Here is an 18,251-nt window from a genome sequence, read left to right on the forward strand (position 1 = left end):
TGTTCCCGCCAGGGCGTCTCATGGAAGCGAACGCACTGACTGCGCCAGGGGGAGCTTTAAATCTCCCCCTGATCCAGCCGCACGCGGCTCGCAGGGTGGCAGCTCCTTCAGCCCTTCAGTTTCGTCCATCGCGCGTTTGCCTTCGATGAGGCGACCGCGGCCTCGATGAAGGCCATGCCCTGGAGCCCGTCTTCAAGCGTCGGGAACGCGCAGTCATTGGGGACGGGTTGTCCGGCCTGACGCGCCCGGATGGCTGCGGCGGCCTCCCGGTAGATCGTGGCGAAGGCTTCGAGATAGCCTTCGGGGTGCCCGGCGGGGACGCGGGTGACACGTTGCGCTGCCGCATTGGCGCCGCCTGAGCCGCGCGTGACGATGCGCTGCACCTCGCCGAAGGGGGACCATTTCAGCTGATCGGGCTGTTCCTGTGCCCATTCGAGCCCGCCCTTGTCGCCATAGATGCGCAGGCGCAGGCCGTTCTCATTGCCCGGCGCGACCTGGCTCGCCCAGAGGCTGCCGCGCGCACCGTTCTCATAGCGCAGCATGACCTGGACATTGTCGTCGAGGCGCCTGCCGGCCACGAAACTGGTGAGTTCGGCCGAGATCTCGCTCACCGCGAGCCCCGAGACGAAGCCCGCCAGATGAAAGGCGTGGGTGCCGATATCGCCGATCGACCCGCCGGCGCCGGAGCGTGCCGGATCGGTGCGCCATTCCGCCTGTTTCTGGCCGGTCTGTTCGAGCGCCTCCGTCAACCACTCCTGCGGGTACTCGACCTGGACGACCCGGATGCGGCCGATCTCGCCGGCTGCGACCATCGCCCGGGCGTGGCGAACCATGGCATAGCCGGAATAGTTATAGGTCACCGCGAAGACCACGCCGGCGCGGTCCGTCGCCGCCTTCAGGCTTTGCGCCTGCTTGAGGCTCGTCGCCAGCGGCTTGTCGCAGATCACATGGATGCCGCGCTTCAGGAAGGCGAGCGCGGCGGGAGCGTGCATGTGGTTCGGTGTGACGATGGCCACGGCTTCGATGCCGTCGCGACGCCGCGCTTCGGCCCCCGCCATCGCCTCGAAATCGGCATAGACCCGCGCCGGGTCGAGACCGAGCGCAAGACCCGAGCGCTGGGCCTTTTCGGGCGTGGCGGAGAGCGCCCCGGCGAGAAGCTCGTATTCGCCGTCGAGACGCGCCGCCATGCGGTGCACCGCACCGATGAATGCGCCCTCGCCGCCGCCCACCATGCCGAGCCGGATTCGCGCATTCATCGTGTAAGCCCCAGGAGCCTGGCGTTGGTCGCGCTGTCGGCGCCGCTCGCAGCGAAATCGTCGAAGGGGCGTTCGGCCCGACGGATCATATGACTGCGGACGAACGCTGCACCTTCGGCTGCTCCCTGTTCGGGGTGCTTCAGGGCGCATTCCCACTCGACGACCGCCCAGCCCTGATAATCGTACTGGGCCAGCCTCGAGAAGATGCCGGCGAAATCGACATGCCCGTCGCCCGGCGAGCGGAAACGGCCGGGCCGCTCGACCCAGCCCTGATAGCCGCCATAGACGCCGGAACGGCCGGTCGGATTCAGCTCGGCGTCCTTGACGTGAAAGGCCCGGATGCGCTCGTGGTAGATGTCGATGAAGGCGAGATAGTCGAGCGCCTGCAGCAGAAAATGCGAGGGATCGTAGAGGATGGTGGCGCGTCGATGCTCACCAACCGATTCAAGAAAACGCTCGAAGCTGATGCCATCATGGAGATCTTCGCCGGGATGGATCTCATAGGCGAGATCGACGCCGGCCTCGTCGAAGGCGTCGAGGATCGGCGTCCAGCGCCGGCCCAGCTCCGAAAAGGCTTCCTCGATGAGGCCCTGCGGCCGCTGCGGCCATGGATAGACATAGGGCCAGGCCAATGCACCGGAGAAGGTGGCATGCGTGGCGAGACCGAGATTCCGCGAGGCCCGGGCGGCAAGTTTCAGCTGCTCCACGGCCCAGACCTGCCGCTCGGCCGGCTTGCCGCGCAGGGCGGCCGGCGCAAAGCCGTCGAAGAGCAGATCATAGGCCGGGTGCACCGCGACCAGCTGGCCCTGGAGATGGGTCGATAGCTCGGTAACCCGAAGGCCATGGCGATCGAGCCGGGCAGCGATGTCCTCGCAATAGGATTTCGACTGCGCCGCCTGCGCCAGATCGAACAGCGCGGGATCGTTGGTCGGGATCTGGACGCCGACATAGCCATGTCCGGCAGCCCAGCCGGCGAGGCCGTCGAGACTGTCGAAGGGCGCCGCCTTGCCGACGAACTGGGCAAGGAACAGGGCTGGACCTTTCATCGTCTCATTCCTTCATTCTCGGAGGAGTTCGGGTGCTGACGCGCAGGAGCGGTGGAACCGCGCACGACGAGGCGTGTCTCCATCACCAGATTGGCCGCCGTCGGCTCCTCGCCAAGGAGACCGATCATGCGCGCCATCGCCTGCCGGCCGATATCGAAACGCGGCTGGTGGATGGTGGTCAGCGGCGGCATGAAGGCGTCGGCGAGCACGATATCGTCGAAGCCGACGACCGAGACATCGGCGGGGACAGAAAACCCGCAGGCGCGCAATTCGCTGATCGCACCGAATGCCATCTGGTCGCTGGCCGCAAACAGCGCCGTGAAACCGGTCCCGGTCTCATGGAGACGGCGCACGGCTCGGCGGCCGGCATCCAGGCTGAAATCACCCTCGACGATCAGCGCCTCATCGGCAGCGATACCGGCTGCGGCGAGAGCGCTGCGATAGCCCGCCAGCCGGTCGACCGCGAGCCGCTCCGGCAGCGGCCCGGTGATATGGGCGATGCGGCGGTGGCCGAGCCCGAGCAGGTGTTCGACGGCTTGCCGGGCGGCCGCGATGTTGTCGATCGAGACGGTCGGGAGCGCGAGTTCGGGGAAGGTCTCGAGCGCGATCACGATCGGCGGCAGCCGCGACAGCTCCGTCTGCAGGGCGTCCGGGAAGCGACCGACCATCAGGATCAGCCCGTCGGCATGTCGCGCGCGCACCATGTCGACATAGTGGGCGATGCGCTCGTCGTCATCGCGCGCATCGCCCATCAGCACCTTGTAGCCGGCTCGCATGGCCGCCTCTTCGACGCCCTTGTAGATCTCGAGATAGAACGGGTTCGAGATGTCGCGCACCAGCAGGATGACCGTTCGGGTCGCGCGGCTCCGAAGATTGCGCGCCTGGGAGTTCGGCACGAAACCTGTCGCCGCCACGGCCTCGAGCACGCGCTTGCGCGTCTCCGGCTGCACCTTGTCGGGGCGCTGCAATGCCCGCGAGACGGTCGCCGTCGAGACGCCGGCGAGTTCTGCGACCGTGGCGATGGTGGGCACGCTCATGATCAGACCCGCAGCCTGGCCTGACGGCCGTAAAGCAGCATCAGCACCAGCAGCGTCAGCCCGAAGATCATCTGACGGCCATAGGTTTCAAGCTGCAAGGTCGTCAGCACGCTCTGCAGCAGCACAAGCGCCAGCGCGCCCAGGACTGTGCCGAGATAGCCGCCGGCACCGCCTGCGAGCGACGTGCCGCCGATGACCACCGCGATGATCGAGGACAGGACGTATTGGTCGCCGACGCTGATGAAGGAGCTGCCGGTGTAACCGATGACACAGACCCCTGCGAGGCCGGCGAACAGGCCGGAGAAGCCGTAGAGCAGGCAGCGGATGCGCGCGACAGGCAGCCCGACGAGCATGGCAGCGCGCTCATTGGCGCCGATCGCGTAGACGCCAAGCCCGAAGGCCGTGCAGCGCAGGACGAAGCCGAGCGCCAGCGCGATGACGGCCCAGACCAGGAGGATGCCGGGCAGCCCGAACAGCAACGGGCGATTGACGAAGGCCATCAGGGCTGGTGCAGCATTGCCGGAGGGCACGCCCTGCGAATAGACGACGAGGCCGCCCTGGATGATCGCAGTCATGCCGAGCGTCATGACGAGCGGCGGTATCCGGACCAGGGTGACGCCGAGCCCGTTGACCAGCCCGATGGCGAAGGTCACGGCGCAGGCGGCCAGCACCGCCGGCAGGATGGCGGCGTCCTGTCCGGCCATGACATTGCCGGCAATGACCGCGCCGAGCGAGACCATCGGCCCGACAGAGAGATCGATGCCTTCGCGCCCGCCGAGAATGACGAGGTTCTGGCCGGCGGCGACGATGCCGAGGATCGCGGCCACCGTCGTCAGGCGGACGATCTGGTCGCCCTGGGCAAAGCCCGGGGACAGCGCTTCGCCGATGGCGAGCAGCAGCGCGATCGCGCCTGCGGCGAGCGCCAGCGGATTGGTGAGAAGGGCCCGCGCCGTCATCGCCGCGTCACCAGCACACCGCCGGCCAGCGCCGCGAGAACGATGACGCCCTGGACCAGGGTCTGCCAGGCGAAGGGCAGGCCGGCGAAGAAGATGACATTGCCGATCATACCCAGCACCAGTGCGCCCAGCACCGAACCGACCGGGCTGCCCGAGCCGCCGGAGAGCGCCGTGCCGCCAAGCACGACGGCCGAAATCGACGAGAGCGCGAGGCTCTGTCCGAGCAGCGGATCGCCGCTCGCCGTCTCCCCGGTCAGGCACAGCGCCGCGAAACCGGCAAACAGGGCCGACAGGGCAAAGGCGCCGATGCGGATGCGCTCCAGCCTGAGGCCGGTCTGGAAGGCGCCGACACGACTGCCGCCGACGGCCAGCAGATGCGCGGCGAAGGGCCGGCGGGCGAAGACGAGCGCAAAGGCGAGGCCAGCCAGCAGGATCCAGAGCACGACCGGCAGCCCGAGCAGCGTCGCGCCATAGCTGCGCCAGAACCGCTCCGGCACCGGCAGGCCCGCCTGCGGCAGCACGAAGAGTGCCGCGCCCGCAAAGACGATACCGGTCGCGAAGGTGGTGACGATCGCCTGGAGCCGGAGCAGCGCGACGAGCAGGCCGTTGACGAGCCCGCAGAACAGCGCGGTCGCCAGCCCCGCCAGCATGCCGACCAGGATGGCGGCCATCCCCTCGCCTCCGATCGCGGCGATGACGCTGACCGTCACCACATTCACGAGCGCGGCAATGGCGCCGACCGAGAGATCGATATCGCCGCTGAGCACGACATAGGTCTGGCCGATCGCCACAAGCGCCAGCGGCAGGAAGGTCGTGAGATTCGATTGCAGCACCGCCGGCTGGACGAAGGAGGGCTGGAACGCCGTGTTGACCAGGACGAGCACGATCAGCGCGGCGAGCGTCAGCATCCAGGGCCGGCTGCGGATCAGGGCCGTGCTCATGCCACCTCCCCATAGGAGGCGCGCGTCAGGTGGAAGGGATCCAGCGTGTCCTCCGCAAGCTCGGCCACGATCCGCCCGGCGTTGAACACGGCGACGCGATCGCACCATTCCAGCAATTCGGCATCCTCGGAGGAATAGATCAGGATGCTCGCGCCCGCCTCGGCGAGCTGACGCATAATGGCCAGCAGATCGGCCTTGGCGGAAAGATCGATGCCCTTGGTCGGATCGTCGAGCAGGATGACGCGCGGCCCGGTCGCGAGCCAGCGGGCGATGAAGACCTTCTGCTGGTTCCCGCCGGACAGCGTGCCGATCGCTGCGGAGAGGCTCGCATATTTCGTCCTGAGGCTGTCGGCATGCTGCGCCGCGCGCGGCACGAGCGTGCCCCGCCGGACGAGCGCCCGCTTCTCGCGGACGAGCACGGCAGCGATCAGGTTCTCGAAGATCGAGCGGCCACCCAGGGCGGCGTCGCGCCCACGGTCGCCGGAGACATAGGCCAGGCCGCGCCGGATCGCATCGGCCGGTCGGGCCGGCATGAAGGCCTCGCCCGCGAGCGTGACCGCTCCGGAGGAAAACGGCAGGACGCCGAAAAGCCCTTGCAGGAAGGCCGACTGCCCCTGCCCCTGCAGTCCGCCGAGACCGACGATCTCGCCCTGCGCCACCCTGAGTGAGACATCGCGCAGGCGTGGGTTCGAAACATGGGCCACGACCAGCCCTGCCTCCGCCTGTGCCGCAGGCGGGCGCCGTCCGGCAGCGGGGCGAAGCTTCGTCTCGCCGACCATGTGCCGCACGACGGTGTCGCGATCGGTCTTTGCCGTTGCGAGCTCGGCGACCGTTGCCCCGCCGCGCATCACCGTGATCCTGTCGGCAACCGCAAAGACCTCGTCGAGACGGTGCGAGATCATCAGGGTCGAGACGCCCTCGCCCTTGCGCCGGCGCAGGATCTCGAAGAGCCGCTCGGCCTGGCGCCCGTCGAGGGCCGCCGTCGCCTCGTCCAGGATCAGGAGGCGGGGCTCGCGGGCAAGCACCTTCAGGATTTCGACGATCTGGCGCAGATCCGGCGTCAGGTCGACAACGAGCGCATCCGGGGTCAGCTCCGGCCCCGCGACGCCGTCGAAGAGCGCGATGAGCTTGCCGGCCCTCGCCCGCAGGCTGCGACGGTCGATGAAGCCCAGCCGCGTGCGCGGCTCATGGCCGAGGCCGAGATTGGCCTCGACGCTGAGCTGCGGAATGAGGCTGAGCTCCTGGTAGAACAGGGCGATGCCGGCCCGTTCGGCATCGCGCGGACCGCGAAAACGCCGCGGCTCGGCATCGATCGCAATGGTTCCCGCGTCAGGCGCAACGGCGCCTGCCACGGTCTTGCACAAGGTGCTCTTGCCGCAGCCATTGGCGCCGAGAAGAGCGTGGATCTCGCCCGCCTCGACCCTGAGCCGCCCGTCTGAGAGGGCAACGACGGCGCCAAAGCGCTTGCCGACGCCCCGGGCCTCGAGAAGCGCCATGGCTATTTGAAGTACTGCTGGGCCTCGTCAGGCGTCACGACCGCAGTGACAGACCAGTAGCCCGGCTTGCCCTCAGCCTGCTTCAGGGCCGCCGGCAGGCTGGCATTGTCGACGAACGGGATCGGGATGTAGATGGCGTTGCCATACTGCCCCTTGAACACCCCATCCTTGAACTCCTTGCCCATCAGGCGCAGCACCGCGACGTTGAGCGCCGAGGCCATGACGCCCGGCGGATTGACGGAAGCGCCCGAGTTCAGCTTCTGCTCGGACCAGCGCGTCAGGAAATCCTTGCGGATCTCGCCGGTCGCGGCGGTCTGGTCCTTCTTGCCGGCGGCATCGATCGCACGCCAGGCGCCGTCCGCCATGCCGTCCTGCACCCAGACGCCGTTAAGCGCCGGATAGGTCGCGAGCAGGTTCTGCATTGCCTGCTGGCCCTTGGCCTGGTCCCAGTCGGCATTGGCCTGGTTCAGCACCTTGATGTCGGGATGCTTGGCGAAGACTTCGCGATAGCCCGCGACCCGCATCTCGTTGGCGGGGTGGCCGGCGATGCCGTTGATGGTGACGATATTGCCCTTGCCGCCGAGCGCCTTGGCGAGCCACTCCGCCGATTTCACCGCCCAGTCCTTCTGGTCGATGCCGACATAGATCGCGTCCTTGGACGAGACCTCGGCATCGGTGGACACGACGAGGATGTTGCGCGCCTTGGCCTGGGCGAAGACCGGGTCGAAGGCCGTCGGGCTGTTCGGGTTGATGATGATGGCGTTGACGCCCTGGTTCACGAAATTGCGGACATGGCCGATCTGACCCTGCACGTCCACGGTCGAGCTCTGGACCACGACCTCGACATTGACGCCCTTCGCCTTCCAGGCGGCGGCCGCGGCCTGGGCCTCCTCGATCATCTGCGTGCGCCATTCGCTGCCGACCCACCCGTTCGACAGCCCGATCTTGTAGGATTGTTGGGCACTTGCCGCGCCGCTCATCGCGAGCACTGCGGCAGCCGTCAGTAGTCCCCTGCGGGTTGTGATGCTCTTGCTCATCGTTTCCTCCCTTGTCCCGTATTAATCGGGACTATCGGCAGGATGTAATCGATTGCATCGAGCGTCAATACGCCAAATGGCTGGTCCGCTCTCCCTCATGGCGTCCTGGGATCAGAGGGGCGCCGCGCGGCGGCAAGGCTGGGCGATCAGCGCGGAGTGCAACGCAGCAAGGGGCGCCCGAGGGCGCCCCTTGCTGGAGGCCTGGCAGGATTCGTCCGGTCAGAATTTGACGGCGAGGCTGCCCTTGACGGTCTGCTCGATCGCATGGGCGCTGTACTGGCCGCCATAGGACAGGCTGAGCCTCGCATTGGGCGCCACGGCGAGGTCGAGGCCTGCGTCGAGCACGGCTGCATTCTTCGCGATCGGGATGCCGGTGATGCTGAAAGGCGTGCCGCCGGCGAAGGACAGGAGCGAAGCCGGCATGACGTCGCCGAAGGCATGCCGCCAGGCAAGCGCCCCGCGCAATTCCAGCGCCATGCCGTTCACGGTCACGGTCGTCGATGCCCGCATGCCCAGCGTCGAGAAAGCGGTGCTCATGTCGGAGCTGCGGCTGGCGAGAGCCGCCGTCCCACCCCGCTCGCTGAAGCCATCGGTCTGCAGGTTGACATAGGCAAGACCGGCAAAGGGCTCGAGCGCGACGCGCCCGGCATCGATGCGGTACCCCAGCTCGCCGAAGACCTGTGCGGTCGCAGCGTTGTAATCACCCCTCAGCCGGTCGGAGAAGCCGGTGAAGGAGACGGTCCGGTCGACCGTGAGGTCGTGCCAGCTATAGGCGGCGCCGGCGCGCAGCCCGAGCGCGCCCCATTGGCCGCCGCCATAGAGGCCGAGATGGTAATTGTCGCTGTTGCCGGAGGAAATCCGGCCCTTCGCCTCGAAAGTCGAACGGCTGTAGCCGCTGTAGAGACCGACGCGCCAGTTGTCGAAGACCGCCGCATCGGCGCCGAGCAGGAAGCCGCCGCTGGATCGGGACAGTTTGGAGACGCCACCCTGGGCTTCGTTGCGGCCCCAGGAACCAAAGCCCTGCCCCCAGACCGCGAACCGGTCATTGGGGACAAGCCGCGGCATCGGCCCGGTGACAGGCGCTGCCATATCGGCCGTGAAGCCGTAGGTCATCACCGGCTGCTGCGCCGCCGCAACGGTCCCGAAGGCCGACCTCAGGCGATCGATCGCCGTTGTGCGCACCACAGTGCTGTCCTCGACCAGGATGCTTTGCGCCGAGGCGTGCACCTCGCCCGACAGGGCGTCGAACGCCTGGCGCGCCGAGGGTGCATCGAGCTTGACGATGGCATCATAGACAGGATTGCCGGTGCCGAGCCGCTCGCCCGCCGCACCCAGGCTCGTCTGGTTGCGGGTCTGGCCGACGCTGCCGAAGGAGGCATCGTTGCGCGCGATCGTCAGGTAGGTCTGCGAGGCGTCGTAGCTCAGGCCCGTGGTCAGGAAGGCGAAATTGCTCGTCACCGAGTTGAACTGCCCGGACACACCGCCAGCGGCATCGAAGAGCTTGAAGCGCGCGGATGGCGGCATCGAACCCGAGATGGCCGCGATCGCCAGCGTGGCGCCGGAGACCGTGATGGTGCCGGTCGAGATGATCTGGTCCGACTGGCCGGCGCCATTGACCTCGACCTGATAGATCGAGCCGGGTGCGAAGAGCACGTTGCCGTTGACGGTCAGGGTACCGATCGAGTTGCCCGGGGCGACGATACCTCCGCTGAGCACGTTCAGCCGGCCGATCGTGCCATTGCCGCCGAGCGTCGCCCCGCTTTCGACGGTCACGGCCGAATTGGCGAGCGAGCCGTTCACGGCCAGCCGCCCGGCTGCGATCGTGGTGGGGCCCGACAGCGTGCTGGTGCCGGTCAGGTTGAGCGAGCCCGTACCCGTCTTGGTGAAGCGGCCATTGCCGTTGATGGCGTTGGCGAACTGGGCGTCGCTGTTCTGGTCGATCACCAGCGCGGCGTTGTTCAGGATCGCGCCGCTGCCGAAGCTGGTCGCGCTGCCGCGCAGCGTGCCGGCCGTGATCGTCGTGCCGCCGGAATAGGTGTTGACGCCGGTCAGGTTGAGCGTGCCGGTTCCGAGCTGCTTCAGCGCACCCGTTCCCGAAATCTGGCCGGAAAAGGCGACCAGGTCGGACCTCTTGAAGGCCAGCGTGCCGCTATTGGCGACATTGCCGCTGATCGCGCCTGTCGTGCCGCCATCGCCGATCTGCAAGGTGCCGGCGCTGATCGCCGTACCGCCCGTATAGCTGTTGGCGCCCGTCAAGGTCAGTGTGCCCGACCCCATCTGGGTCAGGGCGCCCGAGCCGGATATGGCGCCTGCGAAGGTCACGCTATCTGAGCGGTTGAAGGCGAGCCTGCCGTTGTTGACGACAGCACCCGTGATCTCGCCCGTCGTGCTGCCGGCGCCGACCTGCAAGGTGCCGGCCGAGATCGTCGTGCCGCCGGTATGGCTGTTCGTTCCGGTCAGGACGAGCGTGCCCGCGCCGAGCTTGGCAAGCCCGCCGGTGCCGCTGAGCGCCTGGCTCAGGGTGAAGCTGTTGGCGGCATCCGCGATGTCGAAGCCGCCGCCATTGCTGCCCCAGCTCACCGTCCGACTGGTCGAGGTGAAGCTCGTGCCGGTGACACGCAGCACGCCGCCATTGAAGGCGAGGCCACCAGCCGCCTGGCCGAGATTGCCGTCGGCGGAGACCGAGAGCGTGCCGGCATTCAGCAGCGTGCCGCCGGTGTAGCTATTGGTGCCGGAGAGGACGAGCGTGCCGAAATCGGTCTTCACCAGTTCGCTCGCACCGGTCAGGTTCGATGCGATGGTTGCGACATAAGAGGCGCCGCCCGTGGTGCCGTCGCCGACACGGATGATCGCCTGCGTGCCGCTGAGGGCAAGCGCGCCCCCCTCGATCCTGTACCCGTTCGCGTCGAACTGCATGCCGGTCGCCGAGACCGCACCGAGGCTGGTATCGACCGTGACGATGCCGGCCGTACCCTGGAAGACCATGAATCCCGGGGCCGGCGCCGCCGGGGCGTTGATGCTGCCGTCCTGGTTGGTCCAGTTGCCGCTGGTCGCGCTCCAGATTCCGGCGCCGCCATCGATCGCGCCGTTATTGGCGTTGCCCGCCGCGCCGCCGTCCCAGAATTTCAGGGTGAGGCCGTTGCTGTTGACCAGGTTGACCTGGCTCGAGACGGAGGTCTGCACCGAGAGATCGCCGGCCGAAACGCCGCCCGGCAGGGTGCCCAGCACCACGCCGTTATTGGTCAGCGTGCCGCCATAGTTGAACAGGCGATAGATGCCGCCGCCGAAGCCGCCGGCATTCGCGACATTGAGAGTGCCTGCGAGCGTGAGATTGCCGGTCACGTCGACGCGGTCGCTGCCGCTCCCAGCCGGAAGATTGGGCAGGCCGAGATCGAAGTCGAGCTGCGAACCGGAGGACAATACCAGCGCGCCGACGGTGAGCGTGCCCGTGGCCAGGGTGCCGGGATTGGCGCCCGGCGCCAGGCGTGCGCCGCTGGCAACCGTGACCGCGCCTGTGATCGAGCCCGCGCCCGCCAGGGTCGCACCACTCTGCACCGTGACCGCGGTATTGCCGAGCGAGCCCGACACCTCCAGCGTACCGCCGCTGACCGTGGTCGCGCCCGTATAGGTGCTGGCGCCCGAGAGTTTGGTGACGCCCGAACCGCCGGTACCGCCGGTCGTTTCGAAACTGCCGGTGCCGCTGATCGCGCCGGCGATCATGACCGCGTTGTTCTTGTCGATGACGAGGGCGCCGGCATTGGCGATGGCGCCGCTGCCGAGCGAGCCCTGTGCGCCGCCGCTGCCGACCTTGAGCGTACCGGCCTCGATCACGGTGCCGCCGCTATAGGTCATTCCATCGCCGAGGACCGTCGTGCCGGTGCCGCGTTGGGCGAAGCTGCCTGCGCCGCTGACGGCGTTGGGCAGCGCATAGATATCGGAGCGCTTGACCGCGAATTCGGCGCCGGACGCAACCGTGACCGAGCCCGCGATCGAGCCCGCCGCGCCGCCATTGCCGATCTGCAATGCGCCGGCATTGACCGTGGTGCCGCCCGTATACGTGTTTGCGCCGGTGAAGATTGTCCGGCCGGTGCCGTTCTGTTCGACCGAGCCTGCGCCGACGCCGTCTGAAATCACCTTGTCGAAGATGTGTTCGTCCGTGCGGTTGAAGGCGAGGACGCCGCTATTGCTGACATCAGTCGCAAGGGCGCCAGCCGTTCCGGCATCGCCGATCTGCAGCGTGCCGGCGGCGATCGTCGTGCTGCCGGTAAAAGTGTTGTCGCCCGCCAAGGTCAGGCGGCCCGTGCCCGTCTTGGTCAGCGAGCCCGCGCCGCTGATGACGCCGGCAAAGATCGCATCGGTGGCCCTGCCCGTGCTGAGCGCCCCGCCCGACCCGAGCTTGACCTCGCCTGCACCGCTGAGTGCGCCGATGGCTTGCGAGAAGCCGCCAAGGTCGAAGGACGCTCCCGAGGAGACCGAGACATCGCCGCTCGCGTTCAACCGGTTGTTGCCGCCGAGCCGCAAGGTGCCGGCGGCGATGGAGGTCGGGCCGTAATAGGTGCTGGCGCCGGTCAGCGTCAGCGTGTTGCTGCCAAGCTTGCGGAGCGCGCCATTGCCGGAGATCACGCCGGCGATGCTGGCAGCGTTCAGGTTGTCGAATTCGAACGTGCCGTCGTTGAAAACAGCGCCCCCGACCGAACCATCGTTCGTGCCGTCATTGCCGATCCGCAAGATGCCGGCGCTGATGGTGGTGCCGCCGGAATAGGTGTTCGCAGCCGTCAGCGTCAGGGTGCCGCCGCCGGCCTGGGTCAGCGAGCCGCTGCCGCTGATCACGCCGGCATAGCTCAGCTCGTTGGAGCGCTTGAAACTCAGCGCGCCGTTGTTGAGAATGTTGCCGGAAATCGCGCCGATCGTGCCGCCGTCGCCGATCTGCAGGGCGCCGGCGCTGATTGTGGTGCCGCCGGTATGGCTGGCCGCGCCGGCCAGGGTCAACGTGCCAGTCCCACTCTTGGTCAGCGCGCCCGTGCCCAAGATATCGCCCGCCAAGGTCAGGCTGCCGGTGCGGTTGAAGGCGAGCGTGGCGTTGTTGACGACATTGCCGACGAGCGAGCCGGTGCCGGCGCCGTCGCCGATCTGCAATGTGCCACCGCTGATCGTCGTGCCACCGGTGAAGCTGTTGGCTCCGGTCAGCGTAAAGGTGCCCGTCCCCGCCTTGGTCAGCGAACCGCCGCCGATGATGCTACCGGCGAAGGTCGAGGAGGCATCGGCGTTGCCGACCGTCAGTGCGCCGCCCGAACCGAGCTGGACCGTGCCGGCGCCCGAGAGCGCACCTACGCCTTGCGCATAGCCGCCGACGTCGAAGGTCGCACCCGCGACCACCGTAACCGCGCCATCACCCAGCAGCCGGCCGTGGCCGCCCAGCGCCAGCGTGCCAGCGCTCACCGTGGTGCCGCCGCGATAGGTGTTCGCGCCGGTCAGCGTCAGGGTGCCGGCGCCGGTCTTGGTCAAGGTGCCTGCTGGGCCGCTCGTGTCATAGATGCTGCCGGCATAGCTGCTGCTGCCGCCCGTGTTGAAGATGACATGGGCGATATTGAAGATACTGCCGGCGAAAGAGCCATCGGTGACGCCATCGCCGATCTGCAGTGTCCCTGCGCTGACATTGGTCTCGCCGGTAAAGGTATGCACGCCGGTCAGCGTCAATACGCCGGTGGACGATTTAATCATGCCGCCCGTGCCGGAAATATTGCCAGCGAAGGTGTAATCATCCGAGCGGTTGAAGGCGATAAGACCGTTATTGACGACGTTGCCGATGATGGAACCCGTGGTTCCGCCCATGCCGATCTGCAGCGCACCGGAACTGATCGTTGTGCCGCCGGTATAGGTGTTTTCGCCGGCCAGGACCTGCGTAGAGCCTCCGCTCTTGATCACCGAGCCGGCACCCGAGATGATGCCGAGATAGTTGTTGCCCGAGCCGCCAAGGGTCAGCACGCCGCTATTGCCGAGCTTGACCTCACCGAACGAACCGCCGAGCCCACCGATCGTCAGCGCATGGCCGTTGAGGTCGAGGACGGCGGTTGACGCGTTGAGCCAAACCGTGCCCGTGCTGGCGAGGCTGCCGCCTGCACCGATCGCGAGCGTGCCGCCATTGATATTTGTCGCACCGGTGCTGCCGACGGCACCCGTGAGCGTCAGCGTGCCGCTGCCCAACTTGGTCAGAGCGCCCGTGCCGGTGACCGTGCCGCCAAAGCCGACGCTGCCGAGGGTTTCGAACGCCAGGGTTCCGTTGTTGACCACAGGGCCGACGATCGTGCCGTTGGTGGCGCCATTGCCGAGTTGTAACGTGGTGGCCGCGGAGATCGTCGTTCCGCCGCTATAGCTGTTCGCACCGGTCAGGATCAGCTTCCCGGAGCCGCTCACGGAGAGGCCGGCCGGGCCGGAGTCATCCGAGATCACACCGGAATAGGTGCTCTGGGAGCCCGACGCGATTGCAAAGTTTGCGGTGCCGCGCAGCTTCATCGCATTCGCGACATTCATGCCGCCGCTGTTCAGAAGCAATGTCGACTGATCCGCGAGCGTAAGCGTGCCCGAACCCAGCGCGTTGTTGTGGCTGATGGCGAGCGTGCCGCCCGTAACCTCCGTCCCACCGTCATAGCTGTTGCTGGCCGTCAGCACCAATCGGCCCGGCCCCGCCACTCTCAGGACCCCACCCGTTCCGCTGACCGTTCCGCTCAAGGTCACAGTGGCGCCGAGCCCCGGCGCGAATTCGCCGCCGCCCTGGCCGAGCACGATGGCGCGTGCTGAGGAAAAGCCTGCGGTCGACGCCACCCGGCCAAAGCTCGTGGCGTCGCCGAGCGTCAGGCCGCCAGTGGAAGCACCGAGCACACGGTCGTCATTGAGGCTCAGGGTGGTATTGCCCTTGACCGTGGTGCCGTTGGAATAGCTGTTGGCGATATTGGTCAGCGCCAGCGTGCCTCCGCCGATGACCTCGATGGCGCCGGCCCCGCTGCCATTGGAGATCTGTCCGGAATAGGTCACGGTATTGCCGACGCCGCCCGTATCCAGCGTCGTGACGCCGGCCACCGTCGCGGCGTTGCCGTAGTTGCCACCTCCGGCGAAATGCAGCCGGGTGCGGTCAGCGAGCGCGATCGTGCCTGTCACGCTGCCCGGGGCCGCCACGCTGAGCGTCGAGCCCGTGCCGCTGACCGAGATTCCGTTGAAGCTGTTCGTCGTACTGGTCAGCGCCAGGGTGCCGCCGCCCGAGAGTGCGATGCCGCCATCGCCGGTGCCGACGATCGAGCCCGAGATCGTTGTCGTCGTACCGCTGGCGACGCTGATGTTTCCAACCGTACCATTGGTCAGGAAGAGCGACCCACCCTGTGCCGTACCCGCGCCGCCACTGCCCTGGCTGATGCCCGCTACCACCGTACCATCGATGGTCTTGTTGGCGTTGTTCGAAATCGTCAGCGTCGCGCCGCAGCTGGCATTGATCGTCGCTGAACAGACGAACACCGCCCCGCCGGCGCCCATGCCGCCGCCGCCGCCGCCCAACCCCGAGGACCCGCCGCCTCCCCCTCCGTAAACGCTCCCGCCGGGACCATTGATTGCTGCTCCGCCGCCGCCGCCGAAACCGCCCCAGCCGCCGGTCATGGTGCCCTGGTAGCCGCCGCCGCCGCCGCCGCCGAACCCGCCATTGCCTGCTGCGTTGCTGCCAGAACCGCCGCCACCGCCGCCAAATCCGCCGCTGCCGCCGGCCGAACCACCGGAGTTACCGCCGCCGACGCCGCCGCCACCGCCACCGCTGCCGGCACTGCTGCCGCCACCACCGCCACCGTTCGCACCGCCACCGGTGCTGCTGGCCGAACCGCCCCCCGCCCCCGGCAGGATGCCGGCACCACCCCCTGTGGAGTTGGTTCCGCCCGTGGCGCCGACGCCAATGCCGCCGCCACCGCCGGATATGAACCCGCCTGGGCCGCTGCCGTTGCCACCAAGGCCGCCACCGCCGCCCGTGGCTCCGGTGCCACCGTTGCCGCCCTGCGCGCGATTGCCGGAAAATCCGACATCGGTCAGCGTGTTTGCGCCCGACATTGCGAAGATCGCACCGCCGGCGCCCATGCCGCCGCCGCCGCCGCCACCGCCATTGCCACCCTTGGCGTAGCCGTCGGCGAGCGTCACGTTCGAGATGTTGACCGCGGCGCCGCTCGGCGCGGCGACGAAGAGGACGCGGTACTGGTTGTTGCCGCTGACCGTGTTGCCGTTGCCGTTGATCGTCACGGCCGCCGTGATCGGCGGCAATTCGCTCGTCAGCGTGATGTTTCCGGTGATGTTGATCGTATCGGCAGCGCCGCTGTTGACGGCGGCGATCGCCGCCTGCAGCGAAGCCGCATCATTGGCATTGAAGGTGACCGCCCAGGCAGATAGGGGCGCCGCGACCAGCGCCGTGCAGGTGAGAAACAGCGCCTGACGGCGCAACCTGCCATGCGGGGTGCGCTTCGGGCTCGCCGCCGCTCCGACCTGAGGCAGGCCGTAGCCGCTGCTCGGCGTTGCCGCCGGCCGCTTCATCTCGATCTTCGCGCCCATAGCCAAACCCAAATCCCCCGGCGCGAAGCGCCCCAGCCCCCGATGCAACCCCTGTTGCGAGAGGTTCATCCCCGTCTTCTGAATCAGCGCATGTCAGGGCGCCGTTGGCCAAAACTCACATCAGATCAGCAGCAAGCGCTGCCCCGCAGCGCTGCCCCTTCGTCGTCCAGCTTTTGTTGGGAAACGCGATGGTCGCAGAGGCGCCTGGCGACAGGCGGCCGTCAAATTGCCCGGACATCACAGGAGCGGCTTCCACGATCACACCGAGCATGCCGCTTGCCGGCATCCGTCGCGAATGGTCGAAACCACCGCCCGGGTGAGTATCGTCGGTAAGCCAGGCAAGCAGCGCTCCCTCCCGGGCCCATCGCCCGTGCTCCGCCACTCCAGCGGAACCTCCGTGATCATCACCCCAGCGAGCACGAAGCAGAATCCTGCCGCTACGACAGTCCGGTCTTAGCAGAACGTCCGGACGGGGCCAGACGGGCACGGCCGCGCGATGTGAACGGTCGTTAGTATTTGAGGTAATTTACCGCGTTATGCCGGCAAAATGTGCGCTCCGTAGCCGATCGCGGCCTTCCGGAGCCAAATTCCGGTGAGCCCGGCGACGGGCGGAACCAGGGCTGCCGGACGCACTCGGATGTTCGGACTCCGGGAGGTACGCAACGCCCACGGAGCGCATGCGCCCGAGGTAGAGCACCGGGGCCATCACGCCTCCCACGTCATGGTGCGGGCTGCGCCAAGCACAGGACTGTGACTTCCGCAGCCCTGAAAGTCTGGTGAAAGGTTCGCGGGATATCGGTCACGACGCTGCGGTTCATTCAATCCGTCACACAAGGCGGAACGAAGCGCAGGAGGAAACCTGAACGAGGAGGCCGCCATGCGCGCCCGTATTCTCACGACATCGATCGCAGTCGCCGCACTGCTGACTGCGGCTGGCGTCGCGCTGGCTGCCGACAAGGTCACCATCATGGTGGGCGGCTACGAGAAGCAGATCTACCTGCCGGCCAAGCTCGCGGAGAGCCTGGGTTACTTCAAGGACGAAGGGCTCGATGTCGAGCTGCTGAACGAAGCCGCCGGCGTCGACGCCGAGAACGAGATGCTGGCCGGCGCGGTTCAGGGCGTCGTCGGCTTCTACGACCATAGCGTCGACCTGCAGGCCAAGGGCAAATATGTGATGTCCGTGGTGCAGTTCAGCCAGGCGCCGGGCGAAGTCGAGCTGGTCTCGTCCAAATATCCCGACGTGAAGTCGATGGCGGACCTGAAGGGCAAGACGCTCGGCGTGACCGGGCTCGGCTCCTCGACCAATTTCCTGACGCAGTACCTGATGATGAAGTCCGGCGTGAAGCTCGGCGACTTCACCTCGCTTCCGGTCGGCGCCGGCACGACCTTCATCGCGGCCATGCAGCAGGACAAGATCCAGGCCGGCATGACGACGGAACCGACGATCTCCCGCCTGCTCGCCACCGGCGAGGCCCGGGTCCTGGTCGATATGCGCACCGTCGAGAAGACCAAGGAAGCGCTCGGCGGCACCTATCCGGCCGCCTCGCTCTACATGCAGACGGCCTGGATCGAGAAGAACAAGCCGATCGTCCAGAAGCTCGCCAACGCCTTCGTCAAGACGCTGCGCTACATCAATACGCATGATGCCGCCGACATCGCCGACAAGATGCCGAAGGATTATTACGCCGGCAACAAGGAGGCCTACGTCAAGGCGCTGGCCGACGGAAAGGCCATGTTCACGGTCGACGGCGTGATGCCGCAAGGCGGCCCGGAAACGGTCCTCGCCGTGCTCTCGGCCTTCTCGAAGAATATCCAGGGCAAGCAGATCGACCTGTCGAAGACCTACACGACCGAGTTCGTGAAGAACGTCAAATAGGTCCACCCGCGCCCGGGCGATGGCGTGAGGCC

General features: G+C 67.4%; 9 protein-coding genes. 1 reads left to right on the top strand and 8 read right to left on the bottom strand.

The features are described 5' to 3' along the window. Positions 1-107 precede the first annotated feature (107 nt). The 8 genes from BIWAKO_RS26310 to BIWAKO_RS35560 form a co-directional block, all read right to left on the bottom strand. Entirely contained in the window at positions 108-1,256 is a 1,149-nt protein-coding gene (locus BIWAKO_RS26310) for a Gfo/Idh/MocA family protein (protein ID WP_244523554.1), read from the bottom strand. Further along, a complete protein-coding gene (locus BIWAKO_RS26315) occupies positions 1,253-2,302 on the bottom strand; it encodes a sugar phosphate isomerase/epimerase family protein (protein WP_069881163.1) in 1,050 nt (349 codons plus the stop codon). Before BIWAKO_RS26315 ends, BIWAKO_RS26310 begins: the two co-directional genes overlap by 4 nt. Next, positions 2,299-3,339, bottom strand: a complete 1,041-nt coding sequence (locus BIWAKO_RS26320; protein ID WP_069881164.1) for a LacI family DNA-binding transcriptional regulator — start codon at positions 3,337-3,339, stop codon at positions 2,299-2,301. Before BIWAKO_RS26320 ends, BIWAKO_RS26315 begins: the two co-directional genes overlap by 4 nt. A 2-nt stretch (positions 3,340-3,341) precedes the next feature. After that, positions 3,342-4,295: an ABC transporter permease gene (locus BIWAKO_RS26325; RefSeq protein WP_069881165.1), complete on the bottom strand. Its 954-nt coding sequence runs from the start codon at positions 4,293-4,295 to the stop codon at positions 3,342-3,344. Next, entirely contained in the window at positions 4,292-5,236 is a 945-nt protein-coding gene (locus BIWAKO_RS26330; protein WP_069881166.1) for an ABC transporter permease, read from the bottom strand. The genes BIWAKO_RS26325 and BIWAKO_RS26330 overlap by 4 nt, the downstream gene beginning before the upstream one ends. Continuing rightward, a complete protein-coding gene (locus BIWAKO_RS26335) occupies positions 5,233-6,732 on the bottom strand; it encodes a sugar ABC transporter ATP-binding protein (protein ID WP_069881167.1) in 1,500 nt (499 codons plus the stop codon). Before BIWAKO_RS26335 ends, BIWAKO_RS26330 begins: the two co-directional genes overlap by 4 nt. 2 nt (positions 6,733-6,734) lie before the next feature. Continuing rightward, entirely contained in the window at positions 6,735-7,769 is a 1,035-nt protein-coding gene (locus BIWAKO_RS26340; RefSeq protein ID WP_069881168.1) for a substrate-binding domain-containing protein, read from the bottom strand. 219 nt (positions 7,770-7,988) lie between these two features. Then, positions 7,989-16,412 carry an autotransporter-associated beta strand repeat-containing protein gene (locus tag BIWAKO_RS35560; RefSeq protein ID WP_141740240.1) on the bottom strand — a complete coding sequence of 2,808 codons (8,424 nt, stop codon included), beginning with the start codon at positions 16,410-16,412 and terminating at the stop codon, positions 7,989-7,991. An 808-nt stretch (positions 16,413-17,220) separates the two neighbouring features. Between BIWAKO_RS35560 and BIWAKO_RS26350 the strand changes: the two genes are divergently transcribed. Then, positions 17,221-18,219 carry an ABC transporter substrate-binding protein gene (locus tag BIWAKO_RS26350; protein ID WP_069881170.1) on the top strand — a complete coding sequence of 333 codons (999 nt, stop codon included), beginning with the start codon at positions 17,221-17,223 and terminating at the stop codon, positions 18,217-18,219. Positions 18,220-18,251 lie beyond the last annotated feature (32 nt).

It is taken from the genome of Bosea sp. BIWAKO-01 (assembly GCF_001748145.1).
Classification (GTDB): Bacteria; Pseudomonadota; Alphaproteobacteria; order Rhizobiales; family Beijerinckiaceae; genus Allobosea.